The organism is Pseudomonas entomophila (assembly GCF_029193575.1).
Taxonomy (GTDB): Bacteria; Pseudomonadota; Gammaproteobacteria; order Pseudomonadales; family Pseudomonadaceae; genus Aquipseudomonas; species Aquipseudomonas entomophila_G.
This window is the reverse complement of record NZ_JARGCS010000019.1, coordinates 155,978-172,625: the sequence shown is the minus strand read 5'-3', so window position 1 is coordinate 172,625 and position 16,648 is coordinate 155,978. Positions and strand designations below refer to the sequence as shown.

General features: G+C 62.1%; 21 protein-coding genes. 20 read left to right on the top strand and 1 reads right to left on the bottom strand.

Annotated elements, in window-relative coordinates:
- Positions 1 to 2 precede the first annotated feature (2 nt).
- From P0Y43_RS09840 to P0Y43_RS09740, 20 genes are all read left to right on the top strand, one after another.
- Positions 3 to 341 (top strand): phage head closure protein, encoded by a 339-nt coding sequence (locus P0Y43_RS09840; RefSeq protein WP_198756076.1) that lies wholly within the window; start codon positions 3 to 5, stop codon positions 339 to 341.
- A complete protein-coding gene (locus P0Y43_RS09835) occupies positions 334 to 819 on the top strand; it encodes an HK97-gp10 family putative phage morphogenesis protein (protein WP_275637096.1) in 486 nt (161 codons plus the stop codon). The genes P0Y43_RS09840 and P0Y43_RS09835 overlap by 8 nt, the downstream gene beginning before the upstream one ends.
- Positions 816 to 1,184, top strand: a complete 369-nt coding sequence (locus P0Y43_RS09830; RefSeq protein WP_275637095.1) for a DUF3168 domain-containing protein — start codon at positions 816 to 818, stop codon at positions 1,182 to 1,184. Before P0Y43_RS09835 ends, P0Y43_RS09830 begins: the two co-directional genes overlap by 4 nt.
- Positions 1,185 to 1,248: 64 nt before the next feature.
- Positions 1,249 to 1,974 carry a phage tail tube protein gene (locus P0Y43_RS27060; protein WP_430540237.1) on the top strand — a complete coding sequence of 242 codons (726 nt, stop codon included), beginning with the start codon at positions 1,249 to 1,251 and terminating at the stop codon, positions 1,972 to 1,974.
- A gap of 2 nt (positions 1,975 to 1,976) precedes the next feature.
- Positions 1,977 to 2,321: a phage tail assembly chaperone family protein, TAC gene (locus P0Y43_RS09815; protein WP_275637094.1), complete on the top strand. Its 345-nt coding sequence runs from the start codon at positions 1,977 to 1,979 to the stop codon at positions 2,319 to 2,321.
- A gap of 32 nt (positions 2,322 to 2,353) precedes the next feature.
- Positions 2,354 to 2,617, top strand: coding sequence for a hypothetical protein (locus tag P0Y43_RS09810; protein WP_275637093.1), 264 nt, complete (start codon positions 2,354 to 2,356; stop codon positions 2,615 to 2,617).
- Positions 2,618 to 2,665: 48 nt separating this feature from the next.
- A complete protein-coding gene (locus tag P0Y43_RS09805; RefSeq protein ID WP_275637092.1) occupies positions 2,666 to 2,998 on the top strand; it encodes a hypothetical protein in 333 nt (110 codons plus the stop codon).
- Positions 2,999 to 3,056: 58 nt separating this feature from the next.
- On the top strand, positions 3,057 to 6,170 hold the full coding sequence (locus P0Y43_RS09800) for a phage tail tape measure C-terminal domain-containing protein (RefSeq protein ID WP_275637091.1): 3,114 nt from the start codon (positions 3,057 to 3,059) through the stop codon (positions 6,168 to 6,170).
- On the top strand, positions 6,170 to 6,517 hold the full coding sequence (locus tag P0Y43_RS09795) for a phage tail protein (RefSeq protein ID WP_275637090.1): 348 nt from the start codon (positions 6,170 to 6,172) through the stop codon (positions 6,515 to 6,517). The genes P0Y43_RS09800 and P0Y43_RS09795 overlap by 1 nt, the downstream gene beginning before the upstream one ends.
- Positions 6,518 to 6,554: 37 nt before the next feature.
- Entirely contained in the window at positions 6,555 to 7,256 is a 702-nt protein-coding gene (locus tag P0Y43_RS09790; RefSeq protein WP_275637089.1) for a phage minor tail protein L, read from the top strand.
- A 2-nt stretch (positions 7,257 to 7,258) separates the two neighbouring features.
- Positions 7,259 to 8,041, top strand: coding sequence for a C40 family peptidase (locus P0Y43_RS09785; protein WP_275637088.1), 783 nt, complete (start codon positions 7,259 to 7,261; stop codon positions 8,039 to 8,041).
- Positions 8,038 to 8,622 carry a tail assembly protein gene (locus P0Y43_RS09780; RefSeq protein ID WP_275637087.1) on the top strand — a complete coding sequence of 195 codons (585 nt, stop codon included), beginning with the start codon at positions 8,038 to 8,040 and terminating at the stop codon, positions 8,620 to 8,622. Before P0Y43_RS09785 ends, P0Y43_RS09780 begins: the two co-directional genes overlap by 4 nt.
- Positions 8,623 to 8,677: 55 nt before the next feature.
- On the top strand, positions 8,678 to 12,193 hold the full coding sequence (locus P0Y43_RS09775; RefSeq protein WP_275637086.1) for a host specificity protein J: 3,516 nt from the start codon (positions 8,678 to 8,680) through the stop codon (positions 12,191 to 12,193).
- Positions 12,193 to 12,495 carry a hypothetical protein gene (locus P0Y43_RS09770; RefSeq protein WP_275637085.1) on the top strand — a complete coding sequence of 101 codons (303 nt, stop codon included), beginning with the start codon at positions 12,193 to 12,195 and terminating at the stop codon, positions 12,493 to 12,495. Before P0Y43_RS09775 ends, P0Y43_RS09770 begins: the two co-directional genes overlap by 1 nt.
- Before the next feature lie 9 nt (positions 12,496 to 12,504).
- Positions 12,505 to 13,359, top strand: coding sequence for a hypothetical protein (locus tag P0Y43_RS09765; protein ID WP_275637084.1), 855 nt, complete (start codon positions 12,505 to 12,507; stop codon positions 13,357 to 13,359).
- 35 nt (positions 13,360 to 13,394) lie between these two features.
- Positions 13,395 to 14,306 (top strand): hypothetical protein, encoded by a 912-nt coding sequence (locus P0Y43_RS09760; RefSeq protein ID WP_275637083.1) that lies wholly within the window; start codon positions 13,395 to 13,397, stop codon positions 14,304 to 14,306.
- 9 nt (positions 14,307 to 14,315) lie between these two features.
- Positions 14,316 to 14,702 (top strand): hypothetical protein, encoded by a 387-nt coding sequence (locus tag P0Y43_RS09755; RefSeq protein ID WP_275637081.1) that lies wholly within the window; start codon positions 14,316 to 14,318, stop codon positions 14,700 to 14,702.
- A 55-nt stretch (positions 14,703 to 14,757) separates the two neighbouring features.
- Entirely contained in the window at positions 14,758 to 15,246 is a 489-nt protein-coding gene (locus P0Y43_RS09750; RefSeq protein WP_275637080.1) for a glycoside hydrolase family 24 protein, read from the top strand.
- A complete protein-coding gene (locus tag P0Y43_RS09745) occupies positions 15,243 to 15,761 on the top strand; it encodes a DUF2514 family protein (RefSeq protein ID WP_275637079.1) in 519 nt (172 codons plus the stop codon). The genes P0Y43_RS09750 and P0Y43_RS09745 overlap by 4 nt, the downstream gene beginning before the upstream one ends.
- Positions 15,762 to 15,765: 4 nt before the next feature.
- Positions 15,766 to 15,975 carry a hypothetical protein gene (locus P0Y43_RS09740; RefSeq protein ID WP_430540236.1) on the top strand — a complete coding sequence of 70 codons (210 nt, stop codon included), beginning with the start codon at positions 15,766 to 15,768 and terminating at the stop codon, positions 15,973 to 15,975.
- Here P0Y43_RS09740 and P0Y43_RS09735 read toward each other — a convergent pair.
- The gene (locus P0Y43_RS09735) at positions 15,969 to 16,634 is read right to left on the bottom strand and encodes an SOS response-associated peptidase (protein WP_275637124.1); all 666 of its coding nucleotides are present in this window, start codon (positions 16,632 to 16,634) and stop codon (positions 15,969 to 15,971) included. The genes P0Y43_RS09740 and P0Y43_RS09735 overlap by 7 nt on opposite strands.
- Positions 16,635 to 16,648: the final 14 nt, after the last annotated feature.

The following is a 16,648-nucleotide window of genomic DNA, read 5'->3' as shown; positions in this document are numbered from 1 at the left end:
GTATTCAAGCGGGCAAGTTGAGGCACCGAATTGAAATCCAACACAAGGTCACGCCGCGCGACCCTGTGACATTGGAGTTCGGCGAGCCAGAGTGGCAGTTATTTGCCAAGGTGTGGGCGCAGGTTTCCCCGTTGTCTGCCCGCGACCTGATTGCCGCCCAGGCCGCACAGTCAGAAGCGACCGCCAGGATCGTGATCCGCTACCGTTCAGGGGTGCTACCCAATATGCGCATCGTCTATCGAGACGAGTTGTACAGCATTGTTGGCCGCCCTTTGGAGGATCCTGATTCGGGCCGTGAGTACCTCACAATCCTCGTGTCGAAGGGGGTGAAAGATGGCTGAAACGATCGAGTTCAGCCTGACTGGGCTGGACAGCCTGCTGGGCAAGCTTGACGCCGTCAGCTACGACGTAAAGCGCAGGGGTGGGAGGTCGGCGCTGCGCAAGGCTGCCCAGGTCATCGTCGAGAAGGCCAAGGAGGGCGCCGAGCGAATCGACGACAAGGAGACCGGCCGATCGATCTCCGACAACATTGCCTTGCGCTGGAACGGCAGCTTGTTCCGGGCATCCGGCGACCTTGGTTTCCGCATCGGTGTTCGGCACGGCGCCCTGCTCAAGGACGGCGGTGACCTGAGCCCGAACGCACCGACGCCGCACTGGCGCCTGATCGAGTTCGGCACCGAGAGGATGGCGGCAGCTCCGTTCATGCGCCCCGCGCTGGCCGACAACATCAGCCAGGTCACCAACACGTTCATCTCCGAGTACGAAAAGGCTATTGACCGCGCGATCCGGCGCGCCGCGAAGAGGGCCGCATCGTCATGAAGCCTCCCATTGAACTGGTTTGCGCAGCAGACGCTGGCGTCACGGCACTGCTCGGTGCCGGCGTGAACCTGCGCCTGTACCCGTTTGGCGAGGCGCCGGAGGGCGTGGCCAAGCCGTATGCCGTTTGGCAGCTGGTGCGGGGCCGCTCCGATAACTACCTGGCTGGTCGACCTGATGTCGACGGCTTCACGCTGCAGGTGGACGTGTACGGCACCACCAGCGGATCTGTGCGCCAGGTGCGTGACGCGATCCGCGATGCAATCGAATTGCGCGCTTACGTCACCCGCTGGGGTGGCGAGTCGCGCGATTCTGCGACCAAGCACTACCGCACCAACTTCGACGTGGATTGGATTGTCCCCCGCTGACCCGCCGCAATGAACCCGGCCCGCCTTGAGCGGGTTTTTTTATGCCCGACATTTGGAGAACGCTATGTCGATCATCACCCAAGGAACCCAGATCTACGCCCTGGTGCCGCCGCTGTCCGGTACCGGGCCATACACCGTCATGGAAGTGGAGTGCGCCACCAGCTTCGAGCCCGGCGGCGCGCCGGCCGAGCAGATCGAGGACACCTGCCTCGTCGCCAAGGAGCGCAGCTACAAGAAAGGCCTGCGCACCCCTGGCCAGGCTTCGATGGGCCTGAACGCCGACCCGAACAACCCGAGCCACATCCGCCTGCACCAGTTGTCCGAGGACGACGGCGATACCACCCTGCGCTGGGCGGTTGGCTGGGCCGATGGCACCGCCGCCCCGACCGCTGTCGCCGCTGGCAGCCTGGCGCTGATCACCGTGACCAACGCCGGTAGCGGCTACACCAGCGCACCAACCGTCAACATCACCGGCGGCGGCGGTACCGGCGCCACTGCGACGGCCGTGGTCGATGGCGGCGAGGTCGTGGGCATCAACATCACCAACCCAGGCAGCGGTTACACCAGCGCGCCGAACATCGCGTTCACCGGCGGCGCCGGCACTGGCGCGGCGGGCGCGGCCGAGGTCAGCCAGGAGTCGGACTTCGTCCTCCCGCCTTCGCGCACCTGGTTCACCTTCTCCGGCTACGTTGCCGACTTCCCGTTCAACTTCGCGCTGAACGCCGTGGTGGCGTCCACTGTCGCGATCCAGCGCTCGGGCGGTTCCGCCTGGATTCGTAAGGTGGCCTGACGATGGAACTGAGTATCTCCAACCTGAAGAAGTCCAAGGCCTTCACTGCTCGCCCGGTGGCCAAGGAAATCGAGTGGGACGGCAAGAAGTTCACCTGCTACGTGCGGCCGCTGTCCTACCAGACGGCCATTGGCGATATCGCTGCTCACCGCGGCGCCGACCCGCTGGCCTGCCGTATCGCCTCGAGCATCTGCGATGCAGAAGGCAAGGCGGTGTTCACCGTCAACGACATCACCGGCGAGGCCGATCCGGAGAAGGGCGCTCTCGACGCGGACCTGACCAACCTGCTGCTGATCGCCATCGGTGAGGTACAGAACGGCGCCGTCGCGGGAAAGAAGAAGCGCTAGAGCCGATCGACGAACTGTGGTGCGAGCTGGTGATGAACGGGATAGGCGGCCGCACCATTGCCGAGGCGCAGGAGAACATGACCTATCCCGAGTTTCTGACCTGGGTGAAGTTCCGCCATAAGCGCGGGTCGCTTCACCCGGGGATGAGGCTGGAGACTGCTCTGGCCCAGTTCCAGGCCATCTACTTCAACAGCAAGACCGGCGAGTCGGCGCCGAAGCTGTACCCGCAGGACTTCGCCCCGCACATGGACCCACGGGTCGAGACGCTGGAGGAGGCCATGGAAAACTGGGTGTGATGGCTGCCAGATGGTAAAGTCGCGATCTTTGAATTGGAGAGAGCGGCCATGGACTATCTCATGGAGAACTGGCAGATCATCCTGTTTTTCTGGTTCTGGTGTGGCGCGATATGCGCATACGTTGCAGCCGGTAAGTCCAGAAGCGCTTATGCATGGTTTGTTATCGGCTTCGTTTTTCCGATTGTCGGGATCATTGCGTTGGTTCTTCTTGGCCGCCCCGAGAAAGCCCTCGATGCCAGAAGCAAGGAAGTTGCAATTGAGATCGGCGAGTCGGCAGATTATCGAAAGTGCCCATTCTGTGCTGAGGCTATCCGGAAGGAGGCTGTGAAGTGCAGGTGCTGCCATTCTGATGTGCCTCCACTTGAGTCGAGCAGTATTTAGAAATCAATGAACCAGAAAGAACCCGCCATGAGCGGGTTTTTTTTCGCCTGGAGGATTTATGTCCGGATCACTTGGCACTCTGACTCTTGATCTGATTGCCAAGATCGGAGGTTTTACTGGGCCGCTGGATCAGGCTGGAAGGTCGGCAAGAAAGTCTTCGAAAGAAATGGTTGATGCGGCCAAGGAGGCTTCGGCAGCGTGGAGCGCTCTAGCCGGAGCCGCTGCAGGCGTGGTTGGTGCATTTTCTGTTGCCAGCATATTTGGCCGGTTCCTCACTGAAACCCGAAATGCGGAACAGGAGCAAGCTCAGCTTGGCGCTGTGCTCCGATCTACGGGGGAGTCTGCTGGTTTCAATCGAGACCAACTCAACGAGATGGCCGGCGCGCTTGAAAAAGCCACCACCTTCTCTGGTGGCGACATCAACCAGGCACAAACTACCCTTCTGGCCTTCACCGGGATTGTGGGCAACCAGTTCAATCGCGCGCTTCAGGCTGCTGCTGACATGGCTGCTCGGACGGGGATGTCGGTTAAAGACGCAGCGGAAACTATTGGTCGAGCCCTGGACGTGCCATCCAAGGGGCTCACTGCTCTTAGCAAGCAAGGATTCCGATTCACCGAAGACCAGAAAAAAATGGCGCTGGCGATGGAGTCGACAGGTAACGTCGCCGGCGCCCAGGGCATCATTCTTCAGTCGCTCGAAGAGTCTTATGGTGGTGCCGCAGCCGCCGCTCGAGATACTTTCGGCGGCGCAATGGAGGCCCTGCAAAACACAATCTCTGGTCTGCTGACTGGAGAGGACAGCCTGACCACGGCCAAGGACGTGGTTGAGGTGCTCAACAAGGCTCTCGGATCGCCTGAAGCAAAAGTTGCGTTGGAGGCGACAGCCAAGGCCGCTGTAGTTTTGGCTGGAGTTCTCACTGTTCGGCTAGCAGCGGCAGCGGCAAGCACTGCGGTTTCATTTCTTGCAGCCCAGATTGAGGCTGCTCGTTATCAGGCGACACTGGCAAGAATGGCCGGTGTGTCTGCCACTGCTGCTGCCGGAATCACGGCTGTGGGCCTTGCTGCTCGAGCGGCATCTGCGGCTATGGGGCTTCTGGGCGGGCCGGCAGGGATAATCATCGCTGCAGGCGCCGCGCTGACTTACTTCGCTACCAAGACGAAGGATGCGAGGCAGTCGCTGGTCGATATCGGAACCCCGATCGACGAGATCGCCGAGAAGTTCAGAAATCTGGGGCGTGACCAGAAAGCAGCGCAGCTCGCTCAATACACCGCTGATTTCGAGAAGGCGACGCAGGACCAGGCAGACGCGTACAGCATGCTCATGAAGCGGGTGAATCGTGATCTGGGCAGTTCGCTCTTCCCCCGAATCAAGAAAGAGTTCGACGATGCTTACGCGGCAGGGCAGCCACTGTCTGTGGTCATTGAAGACCTGTCGCGGCGTTTCCGCCTCAAGCCGGAGGCTCTGCAGGCTTGGGTGGCACAGTCTGGCGCAGTTGCCGAGGCCGGCGAGAAAGCGTCCTATGCCGCCAGCTTGGTCAAGCGCCTCACCGATGAGTTCAACGCCAACACTGCGGCAGCTACTGCCAATGCCGGTGCCGTTCCCGAGCGATCAAAGGTCTACGAGGATCTTTCCAAGAAGATCAGGGAGCAGCTCGTCCTTGCAGGAAAGCGCACTGAGGCGGACAAGCTAGAGGCAAGAATCAAGGCTGGCCTGGTCGATGGATTGAAGGACGGCGAGGGTGAACTGCTGGTTGCGGAGCAGCGTCGAGCTGACGCAGCAAACAGAGCAGCCGATGCGACGAAGAAGGCCGAGGAAGACGCCAAGTCGAGGGCCAAATCAGCAGCAGAAGCACTGAAGAAGCGCGGTGTGGACGCCGAGGAAGGTTACCGCCGACAGATCGCCCTGATCGACGAGACCACCGGCAAGCAGGGCAAGGCTACCGAGGTGGCCAAGCTTGCCTTCGAACTGGAGACCGGGAAGCTTAAGGGTGTCAGCGCTGAGCGCCGCAAGGTGCTGGAAGGCCTGGCCGCCGAGCTCGACGCCAAGATCAAGCTGCAGAGGCAGAACCAGGAAGACCTGAAGCTGGCCACCTACGCGGCCAACCTGAAGGACAGCAACACCATTGTTCGCCAGGGCTTCGAACTTGAGATCGCTGGCGCTGGCCAGGGTGAGAAGCTGCGCTCGCGGATGCGGGAGAGCCTGGCGATCGAGCAGGAATTCGCCAAGCAGCGCGGCGAGCTCTACAAGCAGTACAAGGAAGCGGACCTTCTCGGCGATCCTGACGCCAAGGCGCGGTACGACAAGGAGACCGCACTGCTTCGTGATGCAATGGCCGAGCGGATGGAGATCCAGCAGGATTACTACGCCAAGCAGGACGAAATGCAGAGCAACTGGCTCGATGGCGTAAGTGACGCTTGGCAGAATTTTGCTGACGAGGCTCAGAACTACTCGGCTATGGCCGCCGATGCCACTACCTCGGTTCTCGGCAGTGCAAGGGGCGAGCTGAGTTCGTTCCTTTCCGACGTGGCCACCGGCTCGAAGGATGCGGGTGATGCGTTGATGGACATGATCACCGGTTTCGCCAAGGCCGGCATCAGGGCGCTGACTGACATGGCCGCGCAGTGGCTGGTGTACCAGGCTGTGCAGTTGGTTGTCGGCAAAACGACACAGTCAACTGCTGGGTTGGCCATGGTGGCGAATGCGCAGGCTACAGCGTTCCAGGCAAGCCTTGCGGCTTTCGCTTCCACTGCTGCTATCCCAATTGTAGGGCCGGCTGCCGCACCTGCAGCGGCTGCCGCTGCGGCAGCCGCCACGGCGCCTATGGTGGCGGGAGTAGCTTCCGCCGCCCTGACCGGCATGGCGCACGACGGTATCGACAACATCCCTCGTGAGGGCACTTGGCTGCTCGATGGCGGCGAGCGGGTGCTGAACCCGAACCAGAACCGCGACCTGACACAGTACCTTCGCAGCGCGAACGACGCCGGTGGTGGTGCAGGGCAGGGCGGCGGTATCACGATCAATGCGCCGGTGACCGTGCAGGCCCAGGCTGGGATGAGCGAGGCCGATGCCCGCCGGCAAGGTGATCTGATGGGGCAGGCGGTCACAGAGCAGGTGCGCGATGTGCTGTACCGGGAAATGCAACAGGGCGGGCTTCTGTGGAGGAACAGGTAATGGCAGAGACATTCAACTTCTGCACCCGGGTCGGCGCCTCGGGAGATATCAAGCAGCGCGTGTGGGAGAACGACTTCGGCGACGGCTACACCCAGTCCGGCGGCACCGGTATCAACGGAAAGTCGGAGGAATGGACGCACCAGGCTATCGGTAGCCTTGAGGAGGGCCAGGAGCTACGCCAGATGCGTGACTTCATCGACCGCCATGAGGGCTACAAGTCGTTCTTCTGGACCTCGCCAAGCGGCTTGCACGGCCGCTTCAAGGTCAACGGCTACAAGCTGGACCCGCTGGGAGCGGGGCAGACCAGGATCAGCTTCACGATGAAGCAAGCCTTCACCCCTTACTGACCACGCCTATGCGGGGTTTCTTTTTTCAGAGGCTCTGATGACTTTCGAGAACGATATCCAGAAGCTCGAGCCGGGCAATCAGATCCGGCTGTACGAGGTGGACGCCACGCGGCTTGGCGGAAACGTCATGCGCTTCCATGGGCACGCCCAGGAGGGCGACATCATCTGGCAGGGCCAGGCGTACTCTGCGATCCAGATCGAGGCCAAGGGGTTCGACATCCGCGGCGACGGTCGCCCGGCCCAGCCCACGCTGCAGCTGTCGAATGAGATCGGTGGCGTGCGCGGCGCTGTCACAGCGCTGTGCTTGGCCCTCAAGGATCTGGCGGGGGCGAAGGTTCGCGTGATCGAGACCTTCCGGCACTTCCTGGATGCGGCCAATTTCCCTGACGGCAACCCCAACGCCTCCAACCAGGCGCGAGAAAACCTCTGGTTCATCGAGCAGAAGACCGAGGAAACCCGTGACCAGGTGACGTTCCAGCTGTCGAGCCCGCTCGACCTGGGTGGTGTGCAGTTACCAAGCCAGCAGATCACCAAGCTCTGTCGCTGGGCCACGCGAAACGGCTACCGCGGCGAGGCCTGTGCCTACACCGGCGCCGCGATGTTCACCAAGCAGAACGAGCCCACCGACAACCCGGCGCTCGATCGCTGCGCGGGCCGCTGGAACAGCTGCAAGCTGCGCGGCAATACCCGCCGTTTCGGCGGCTCCCTGGGCGCAAGCCTGATCGCAAGTTCGAGGTAACTATGCGCATCAACCAACAGCTGCAGGCCGCCATCCGCGAGCACGCCGAGCGCGAATACCCGGCGGAGGCGTGCGGCGTGCTGATCAAGACAGACCAGGGGCGTGCCTACGTTCCTTGTCGCAACCTGGCGAAGACCCCGCGTGAAAACTTCCGGCTTCACCATGAAGACCTGGCTGCCGCCGAGGACCAGGGCGAGCTGCTGGCAATCGTGCATAGCCATCCCGATGCCGCACCGACGCCGAGCATGGCCGACTTGGTCAGCTGCGAGCTGCACGAAGTGCCGTGGGGCATTGTCGGATGGCCTGGCGGTGAAATGCAGTGGTTCAAGCCATCGGGCTACCAGGCACCGCTGCTGGGCCGCGAGTTCTCCCATGGCCTGCTCGACTGCTGGGGCGCCTGCCGGGATTGGTACGCGCGTGAGGCGGGCTTGGTGCTGCCAAACTTCGAGCGCGAAGACCTGTGGTGGGAGCAGGAAGACGGCCCCAGCCTGTACGAGGCGAACTTCGCTGCCACGGGGTTCTACCAGGTTGATTCGCCCAGACGAGGGGACATGCTGGTGTTCATGGTCCCGTCGCCTGGGCGGCCGTGCTACCACCCGAACCACGCTGCGATCTACCTGGCCGACGAGCCGGCCCTGGCCAGCGAAGACGCTCCGGCCCTGGGCGGCTCCGGCCCGTTCATCTACCACCACATGGCTGGCCGCGCCTCGACCCGCGAGGTGTACGGCTGGTCGATGGCCAACCGCTGCCGCTTGATCCTGCGGCACAAGGAGTATCGGCAATGAAGCGTCTGGTGAGGCTCTATGGCGTGCTGCGCAAGCACTTCGGCCGCGAGTACTTCCTGGAGGTCGACAGTGCACGCGATGCAATCACGGCCCTGTGCGAGCTAAAGCCCGGCTTCCGGCAGTTCCTGGCCACCGCCGAGGAGCGCGGGTTGGTCTTCACGATCTTCTCCGGGCGCCGAAACCTCGGGCCTGAGGAGGTTGATCTGCGTGGCGGGGACTCCGAGGTCATCCGCATTGCGCCGATCATTCAGGGCAGCAAGCAGGGCGGCATGTTCCAGGTGATTCTTGGCGCTGTCCTGATCGTCGCCGGCGTGTTCACGGGCGGCACGACCACCGGCCTGGGCATGGCATTGCTGGCGGGCGGCGGCGCCCTTGCCCTGGGGGGCGTGGTGCAGATGCTGTCGCCCACGGCGCAGACCGGCAGTCTCAACCGCAACGAAGACGGCAACAACCCCAGCTACGGTTTCGGCTCTGCCGTGACGACCATTGCGCAAGGCAACCCCTATCCAGTGCTCTACGGTGAGCGCGAGGTGGGCGGTGCCGTTGAGTCTGGCGGCATCTACACCCAAGACCGGCTGTAGACACAGCCATCAAACAACCCGCTTCGGCGGGTTTTCGTTTTTCTGGAGGAATCGAATGGGCGAAGCACTGAAGCGCGCGCCTGCGAAACGCCGCGCCGTATCCGGCAGCAAGGGCGGAGCGAAGAAGCAGAAGCAGCCCGTCATCGCCTCCAACAGCACGCCCTCGATCGCCACGGTGCGAGCGGTGTACCTGTGGAGCTGGGGGCCGATCGTCGGCCCAGTCAACGGCCTGCGCTCGGTCAAGCTGGATGGCACGCCGATCATGGCGGCCGACGGATCGATGAACTTCCCAGGGGTGAAGTGGCAGTTCAGGTCTGGTGAGCTGCACCAGGCCCGCCTGGATGGCGTCAGCGAGTCGAGCAACGAAATTCAGGTGTCGCAGGAGCTGCGCACCACCTCGCCCTGGGTCCACTCGATCAATAACCCCGTGATTGATGCGGTGCGGGTGCGCTTTTCCTGGCCAGTGCTCCAGGCACAGGACAGCGGCGGCAACATCGACGGTGTGCACATCGACTATGCGATTGACGTGGCCACCAATGGCGGCCCCTACCAGCAGGTGCTGGCCGCAAGCGTCGAACGCAAGAACGTGACCAAGTACGAGCGCTCGCATCGTATTGAGCTGCCCGAGGGCAGTAGCTGGACAATCCGTGCGCGCCGCCTGACGCCGGAAGCCAACAGCTCTTTGGTGCAAGACGGCATGATCGTCGAAGCGGTCGCTGAGGTTGTCGACAGCGACCAGCAGTACCCGCTGACAGCAGTGGGCTGCATCGAGTATGACGCCGAGCAGTTCGGTGGCGACATCGCCAAGATTGCCGTGCTCATGCGCGGTCGCATCGTTCGGGTGCCGATGAACTACGACCCCGCGACCCGCACCTACGCCGTCTCCGGCGCCGGCACTACCAACGGGGTGTGGGATGGGTCGTTCAAGGAGGCGTACACCAACAACCCGGCCTGGGTGTTCTACGACCTGGCCCTGCACCCGTACTACGGGCTTGGCGATCGCATCGACGCGAGCATGATCAACCGCTGGTCGCTGTACCGCATTGCGCAGTGGTGCGACCAGCTTGTGCCGGACGGGAAGGGCGGCCAGGAGCCGCGCTTCACCTGCAATCTCTACCTGCAAAAGCAAGCCGATGCCTGGGCGGTGCTGCAAGACCTGGCGGCAATCTTCCATGGGCTTGCCTACTGGGACGGCAATCAGATCACTGTCAACGCCGACATGCCCCAGGACCCGGTGTACACCTACACCATGTCGCAAATCCTTGGTGACGGCGCCATCAAGTACACCGGCAGCAAGCTGCGCGATCGGCACAGCCTTGCAATCGTCTCGTTCGACGATCCAGGCCAAGGGTTCGAGACCGACAAGGAGCCGGTTTTCGACGAGGAAGCAATGGCCGAATACGGTGTGCGCGACGTGTCTGTCGAGGCCGTTGGTTGTACCAGTCGCGGCCAGGCCCAGCGCGCCGGCAAGTGGGCATTGCTCACCGAGCAGCTGCAGACCCGCGGCGCGACAATCAATGTCGGGCTCGATGGTTACATCCCGAAGCCTGGCACGGTGATCACCCTGTCCGACCCGATGCTTGCCGGCCGAGCAAATGGTGGCCGGATCGCTTCTGTCGCGGGTCGCGTCGTGACGCTCGACCGTGACATTGAAGTACCAACCGGTTCCCGCCTGCTGGTCAACCTGCCGAGCGGGAAGGCCGAAATCCGTCAGGTGCAATCGGTGTCGGGTCGCCAGGTCACCGTGGTGGCCAACTACAGTGAGGCGCCCCAAGCGGAGTGCGCCTGGGCCATCGACTACGATGACCTCAAGCTGATGCAGTTCTACGTGCGCAACGTCACCCGGCCTGACTGGAAAAGCTTCCAGCTTGACCTCATCCAGCACGAGCCGAGCAAGTTTTCGGCCATCGACTACGGCACGATGATCGACAACCGGCCGATAAGCGTGTTGCCGCCCGGGGTTCAGGAGGCGCCGGCGCGGGTGCTCATCAGCAGCCACTCGGCCGTCGCCCAGGGCATTGCCATCACCACGATGACCATTGGCTGGGATGCCGCCCCGGGGGCCGTGGCCTACGACGTGGAGTGGCGCTGGGGCTCGCGTGACTGGATCAAGGTGCCGCGCACCGGCGAGCTTGCGGTGGACGTGCGGGGCGTGTATGCCGGGCAGTACCTGGCCCGCGTGCGCGCCATCAACTCGATGGATGTGGCGTCTATCCCGACCAGTTCCATGCTTACCGATGTGGCGGGCAAGACCACGCCGCCGCCCGCCGTGGCGTTCTTGCACTCGGAGTCGGAGATATTCGGTATCCGGCTGAAATGGGGGATCCCTGCAGGCGCCGAGGACACCCAGCGCACGGAAGTCTGGCGTAACTCGATCAACGACCTGGCCACGGCGACCAAGCTTGCCGACCTTGCCTACCCGCAGTCGGAGTACGTGCTTTCGGGTTTGTCCGCTGGCGCTTCATTCTTCTTCTGGGCGCGCCTGGTGGACCGGACGGGCAACATCGGCCCCTTCTTCCCGGTGCCGCCTACCGCAGTTCAAGGCATCGCTCAGACCGACCCCGGCCCGATCCTCGACATGATCAGCGGCGAGATCGACGAGTCGATGCTCGGCGAGGAGTTGAAGAACAAGATCGACGGCCTGCAGGGCCAGATCGACGCGCTGGACGGCCTTAAGGCATACGACAAGGACTCTCCCTACGAGAAGGGCCAGATGGTCGTTGTCGATGGCCGGATCTACCAAGCGGTGCACGACGTGCCGGCCGATGCCAGCGGGGCAAATTCGCCACCCAACGTCGCGTTCTGGATCGATGTTGGGCAGTCAATCGAATCAGCCAACGGCCTGGCCCAGCAGGTGGCGATCAACACCACGAAAATCACCGAGGTCGACGGCAAGACCACGTCAACTGCGGAGAGCCTGCAAGCGCTACGTGCATCTTACCGAGACGACAACGCGGACGGCGATCTGGTTGGTGCACTGCAGCGGTGGGATTCAACAGCAGCCTTCGCTACCGAGGTTAAAGCCACGGCGACCCGCGAGGCCGCGCTCGCGCTAAAGACCGAGACGCTCGAGGCGACGGTTGGCGAGGCCAGTGCAGCGGTTCAGGTCGTCAGCAAGGCCCAGGCAGCCCTCGATGGCAAAGCAAGCGCGATGTGGGCGGTCAAGCTGCAGGTGAATGCACAGGGCCAGTACGTCGCAGCCGGTATCGGGCTTGGTATCGAGAACGGACCCGCCGGGCTGCAAAGCCAGTTCTTGGTCTCTGCCGACCGCTTCGCCGTGGTGAACAACATAAACGGCACGCTCACCTCGCCGTTTACGGTCCAAGGCGGCCAGGTGTTCATCAGCCAAGCCTTGATCGGCACCGGCTGGATCACAAACGCCATGATCGGCGACACGATCCAGTCGAACGACTTTATTTCCGGTCAGCGCGGTTGGCGCATCCAGAAGACCGGCGCGATCGAGATCAACGGTACCGGTGTCAGTGGCGAACGGCTGACGATCACGAATAGCTCGGTGAACACCTACTACCCGAACGGCCGGGTGGCCACGAAGATGGGGATCAACATCTGATGGCTACCGGTTTTCTGGCATATGCGCAGGACGGAACGCTCCTAGTTGATATGACGTCGTCTATCAGCCAAATGCTGGGGTACGTGGATACAAGCGCGGCGAACGGATCGGCTGTAGTGCCGCCGCCGCCGGCCGGGAAGACTCTCTTCTATGCCGTGTCGGATCTGAGCATCCAGGACCGGAATCTCGGCAAGCGCCCCGGTATCACACTGAGCGGAACGACGCTCAGCTGGGCCTATTCGTATGCCGACGGCTGGGGCTTTTACTCGATGAACTGCCGTATCCATTACGGCTACTACTGAGGTCGTGTCGTGAGTTCAGGATTCATTTCGTACAAAGAGGACGGAAGCATTTTGTACGACACTAGCAAGGTGTCGTATGGGCTGCTGAAGAGTGGCTATCTGTCGCTTCAAACGCACTGGCCCAGGCTTGATTTGAGGTCGATGCAGTTAGATCCAAGCTCGCCATCCAGTTGGGCAGAAAGCAGCACGACCGAGCCTGTTCTTGGGTTTTCAGTCAATGATGCAGTGGCACCGATCGTTTTCATATCGGGCAGCGGCGCGCCTTGCGGTTCGTCTCGCTCAGGAAGCACAACGACGTTCTACTTTATCGCCGCCAATACTTCGACGAAGTACTTCTACTTCGACACGATGCGGGATACCGGGCCTGTCACAGGGATGAAATGCTTTCGAGAAGACGGCGTGCTGACGTTCAACTCTGGCCAGAGGCCGCTCAATATAGTGGCCTCAGTTACGGCTCCCGCGCCAGGGCCGATAGTGATCGGTGATCGCTACCGAGGGACACCCTACATCGGCGGTTCGCGCACTCAAGGGCCTGTCTATCCAGGCGGGCCTGCAAACACAATCACCAGAGTCCGAATGCCACTCCAGGCGGGCGAAGAGTATGCCGCATATGTGAACTTCACGCGGACGGCTGGCTTTGGTTCTTCACCTGGCTACTACCCGTTCCTTGTCGCACTTCAAGAAGGTGCATATGGAGTTGTTGGCGGGGTCGAGTTCATGTTTTGCACGGCTGCTCGATCGACACTTCTTCCGCAGCAACTGACGCCAATTGAAAGCTACCAGGTGTACTTTGATGTCCCCACCGACAGATACCCAGTCGCGCTGGCAATTAAAACTAGCGGATACCCCTTTCCGTATAACTGAGGAGGCAGTCAATGCCATGGTATAGAGCTGGAACGGTGTCGATCACCGCCGGACAGACGACAGTGACCGGCGCCGGCACAAACTTCGCGCTGAACGCCCGTGTGGGTGATGCATTCCAGGGGCCTGACGGACGCTGGTACGAAGTTGCCAACATCGCTAGCGCGACGGTCATGGGCATTTTGCCTGCCTACCAGGGATCAACTGTCGCAGCTGGCACTTACGGACTGGCGCCGATGCAGGGCTACGTCAAAGAATCCGCTGACCGCTTGCTCCAGGTCGTTGATCAGTGGGGTTCGACGCTTGCCAGCCTCGGCGCCGTGGCGACAGAGAACGTCGTTCCGGTGTCGAAGGGAGGGACCGGCGCAATCAATCAAGCGGATGCACGAATGAACCTCGGCCTCGCTAACGCCGCCGCCCCGTTCTCTGGCGCAAGTAGCGTCTCGGCTGGTACACCAGGGCTCGTTCCAGCGCCGTCCGCCGGGGATCAATTGAAGTTCTTGACCGGTGGAGGCGCATATGCCGCACCACCCGCCACGTCCTGGGGCCAGATTGCCGGGGCGCTGGAAGATCAATCTGATATTCAGGCCGTTCTCACTGCGCAAAACTCCAAAATTGCAAGCCTCGAAAGCCTCCGGCCGGTGGCCATGCTGACTTTCGATGGGGCTTCAGCGACGCCCGCCATTATTTCTCAGAAGGGTATTAAGGTTGCATCTATCTCGAGAGTTGCGACCGGCGTACATCGACTAACGTTTTCGTCAAACATTGCCTCCGCGACCAACAAAATCTTAGTGCTAACCTGTCCCGTGCGCACAACTAGCACTTTTTTGAGTAATTTTTGGTTTGATGCGTCGTCACCCAGCTCGATCGATATCAACACGTTTACTTACTCGGGTGGTGTAAATACTAATATTTCCCCGATACCGATCATTATTTACGAATTGCCCTGAGGGTAACCTATGAATGTTCTATTCAGTATTGAAGGATGGCCGACAGGGCTAGGGGATGGCGTAACCATTGAGGATTACATCAGCCAGTTCGGTGGATCGCTGGTTTCCATGCGTGGCGAACAGCCGACACCGGACCACCAGCCCTGTCCGGATGGAGAGTGGAGAATCCCGCCCGAAGTTATGAGCTCCAGGGAGGCCGAGTGGGTAGCCAGCGAAATCCCCATCATCAGTCGTCAACTTGAAGCGCTAGAGGAAGACGAGGCGGGCGAGCCCCCTGGCGATCTTCTGCCCGGCACGCGCGCACAGTGGCTTGGGTACCGTGGCAGGGTCCGCAACTGGAAAGAAGGCGCTGAGGGCTTCCCCGACATTGAGCAGCGCCCAGTGCGCCCCGCCTGACCCGTACCAACACCACCGACCGCCGCCTGGCGGTATTTTTTTGCCTGGAGAAACCATGGCCAGACTCACCGAAGCCCAGGCCGGAGGCGCGAACGTGCTCCGTTTCCTGGATCTGATCGCCTTTTCTGAAGGCACCTCGACTGTCAAAGGCAGCGACGATGGTTACAACGTGCTGTACGGAGGCGGCCTGTTCCAAGGCTATGCCGATCACCCGCGGCGCAAGCTGACATTCCCTATCAACGGCAGGCCGGTGACCAGCACGGCAGCGGGCCGGTACCAGCTGCTCGAGCGGTACTGGGATGCGTACCGGGTCAGTCTTCGCCTGGCGGGCGGGTTCACGCCGGATAACCAAGACCGTATCGCCCTGCAGCAGATCCGCGAGCGCCGCGCGCTGGATGACATCAAGGCCGGCCGCATCGCTGATGCGATCGCCAAGTGTTCGAACATCTGGGCCAGCTTCCCGGGAAACACCTACGGGCAGAACCCGCATCGCCTGGACAAGCTGCTTGCGCAGTGGGCGAAGCTGGGCGGGGTGTTGGCGTGAACTGGTTAGGCGCGGTACCGGCCTGGTGCTGGTGGCTGATCGGCCTAGTGCTGGTGGCCGGCGGCCAGCAGTACCGGGTGGTGGTTGCCCAGGTCGATGCTCAATCTGCCCGCGGCGAACTGGCCGACTACCGCCTGCAGGTTGCCGAGCGCGATCGCCGAGCGGTGGCTCAGGCCAGAACTGAAGAACGGCGCCGCCAAGCCGTGGCGGACGAGGAGGGCGAGAGTGCACGACAACAACTGGAACTGGCCCAAGGCCGTGCCGCTGCTGCTGAGTCTGCTGCTGGCGGGATGCGGGGTGAAATCGCCCGACTGCGCAACGGTCGAGCAGCAACCTGCGGTGCCATCGCTGCCCAGCAGCGCCAGGCAGGAGCCTCTGCCGTCGTGGTGCTCGGGGGATTGCTTGAAGACGCTGACCGAATGGCGGGAAGCCTCGCAGAAGCGCTTGAGCGAAGCCGAATAGCCGGCCTGGCGTGCGAGAGGACCTATAATGCCCTGAGCAAGCCACCGGGGTAGGGTCGTGAAGCGGACAATCGAAGGGATGATAGAGGTGGGCGAGCCCTTGATGCATGAGGCGATCGCTGCGCTTCGTCGGTATCACGAAGCCCAGGCCGCCGGCGAGGCGGCTGATCAGGTTGAGCGCCTGCGCGTCATCGCGGAGTCGGCGTACCAGGCTGTGACCGACTACCAGTTGTACGCGCTTGGCCACCAGCCGTTGATTCGTCACTGAGCAGGTTCGATCAGCTCCGGCCCCTGGTTTCTCACGTTTCCAACGGCAGTGCCAACCCGATACCACTCGAAGGCTTCGGCCGGTTCGCCCAGGTTTAGAACCAACTGCTCGGCATGCTCGCCGGGCTCTCCCGCTGAAATCCACTCGCGGGCCAGTTCAGGCCCAAGCACTACTGGCCGTCGGTCGTGCACGTCGACCAGGCCGCCCTGGGCGTCGGCGGTGATGATCACGAAGCCGTCGTGCTCGTTGCCAGCGAACTGACCGATTGACGCGCAAAGGGAAGGGCGCCCGTCGCGCCGTCGGATGTAGTAGGGCTGCTTCTTCGGCCCGCCCTCATCAACCCACTCATACCACCCATCCACGGGCGTGATCGCTCGGTGCGGCCAGATCGCGCGGAAGAATGGGCCGTGCGCCACTTTCTCTACCCTGGCGTTGATCGGCGCTGCGCGATCGGTAGCCCAGTGCGGCCTCCACCCCCACCTAACCAGGTCTGCTCTTGGGCCTCCATCATCGACCCGCAGGACGGCAACAGACGTGCTCGGCGCCACGTTGTACCGTTCCAGAGCCTGGTCGCCGACATTGTTCCGCCACGCCTCGGGCATGCTCAGCACTGCAACGAAGTCGTGTATGCCACGGTACTGGCTGAGCCTTCCGCACATACCCATCCCTCCTC

Coding starts and splice junctions, on each gene's coding strand:
- P0Y43_RS09835 (WP_275637096.1), top strand. CDS start 334: ATGGCTGAAACGATCGAGTTCAGCCTGACTGGGCTGGACAGCCTGCTG.
- P0Y43_RS09830 (WP_275637095.1), top strand. CDS start 816: ATGAAGCCTCCCATTGAACTGGTTTGCGCAGCAGACGCTGGCGTCACG.
- P0Y43_RS27060 (WP_430540237.1), top strand. CDS start 1,249: ATGTCGATCATCACCCAAGGAACCCAGATCTACGCCCTGGTGCCGCCG.
- P0Y43_RS09815 (WP_275637094.1), top strand. CDS start 1,977: ATGGAACTGAGTATCTCCAACCTGAAGAAGTCCAAGGCCTTCACTGCT.
- P0Y43_RS09810 (WP_275637093.1), top strand. CDS start 2,354: ATGAACGGGATAGGCGGCCGCACCATTGCCGAGGCGCAGGAGAACATG.
- P0Y43_RS09805 (WP_275637092.1), top strand. CDS start 2,666: ATGGACTATCTCATGGAGAACTGGCAGATCATCCTGTTTTTCTGGTTC.
- P0Y43_RS09800 (WP_275637091.1), top strand. CDS start 3,057: ATGTCCGGATCACTTGGCACTCTGACTCTTGATCTGATTGCCAAGATC.
- P0Y43_RS09795 (WP_275637090.1), top strand. CDS start 6,170: ATGGCAGAGACATTCAACTTCTGCACCCGGGTCGGCGCCTCGGGAGAT.
- P0Y43_RS09790 (WP_275637089.1), top strand. CDS start 6,555: ATGACTTTCGAGAACGATATCCAGAAGCTCGAGCCGGGCAATCAGATC.
- P0Y43_RS09785 (WP_275637088.1), top strand. CDS start 7,259: ATGCGCATCAACCAACAGCTGCAGGCCGCCATCCGCGAGCACGCCGAG.
- P0Y43_RS09780 (WP_275637087.1), top strand. CDS start 8,038: ATGAAGCGTCTGGTGAGGCTCTATGGCGTGCTGCGCAAGCACTTCGGC.
- P0Y43_RS09775 (WP_275637086.1), top strand. CDS start 8,678: ATGGGCGAAGCACTGAAGCGCGCGCCTGCGAAACGCCGCGCCGTATCC.
- P0Y43_RS09770 (WP_275637085.1), top strand. CDS start 12,193: ATGGCTACCGGTTTTCTGGCATATGCGCAGGACGGAACGCTCCTAGTT.
- P0Y43_RS09755 (WP_275637081.1), top strand. CDS start 14,316: ATGAATGTTCTATTCAGTATTGAAGGATGGCCGACAGGGCTAGGGGAT.
- P0Y43_RS09750 (WP_275637080.1), top strand. CDS start 14,758: ATGGCCAGACTCACCGAAGCCCAGGCCGGAGGCGCGAACGTGCTCCGT.
- P0Y43_RS09735 (WP_275637124.1), bottom strand. CDS start 16,634: ATGTGCGGAAGGCTCAGCCAGTACCGTGGCATACACGACTTCGTTGCA.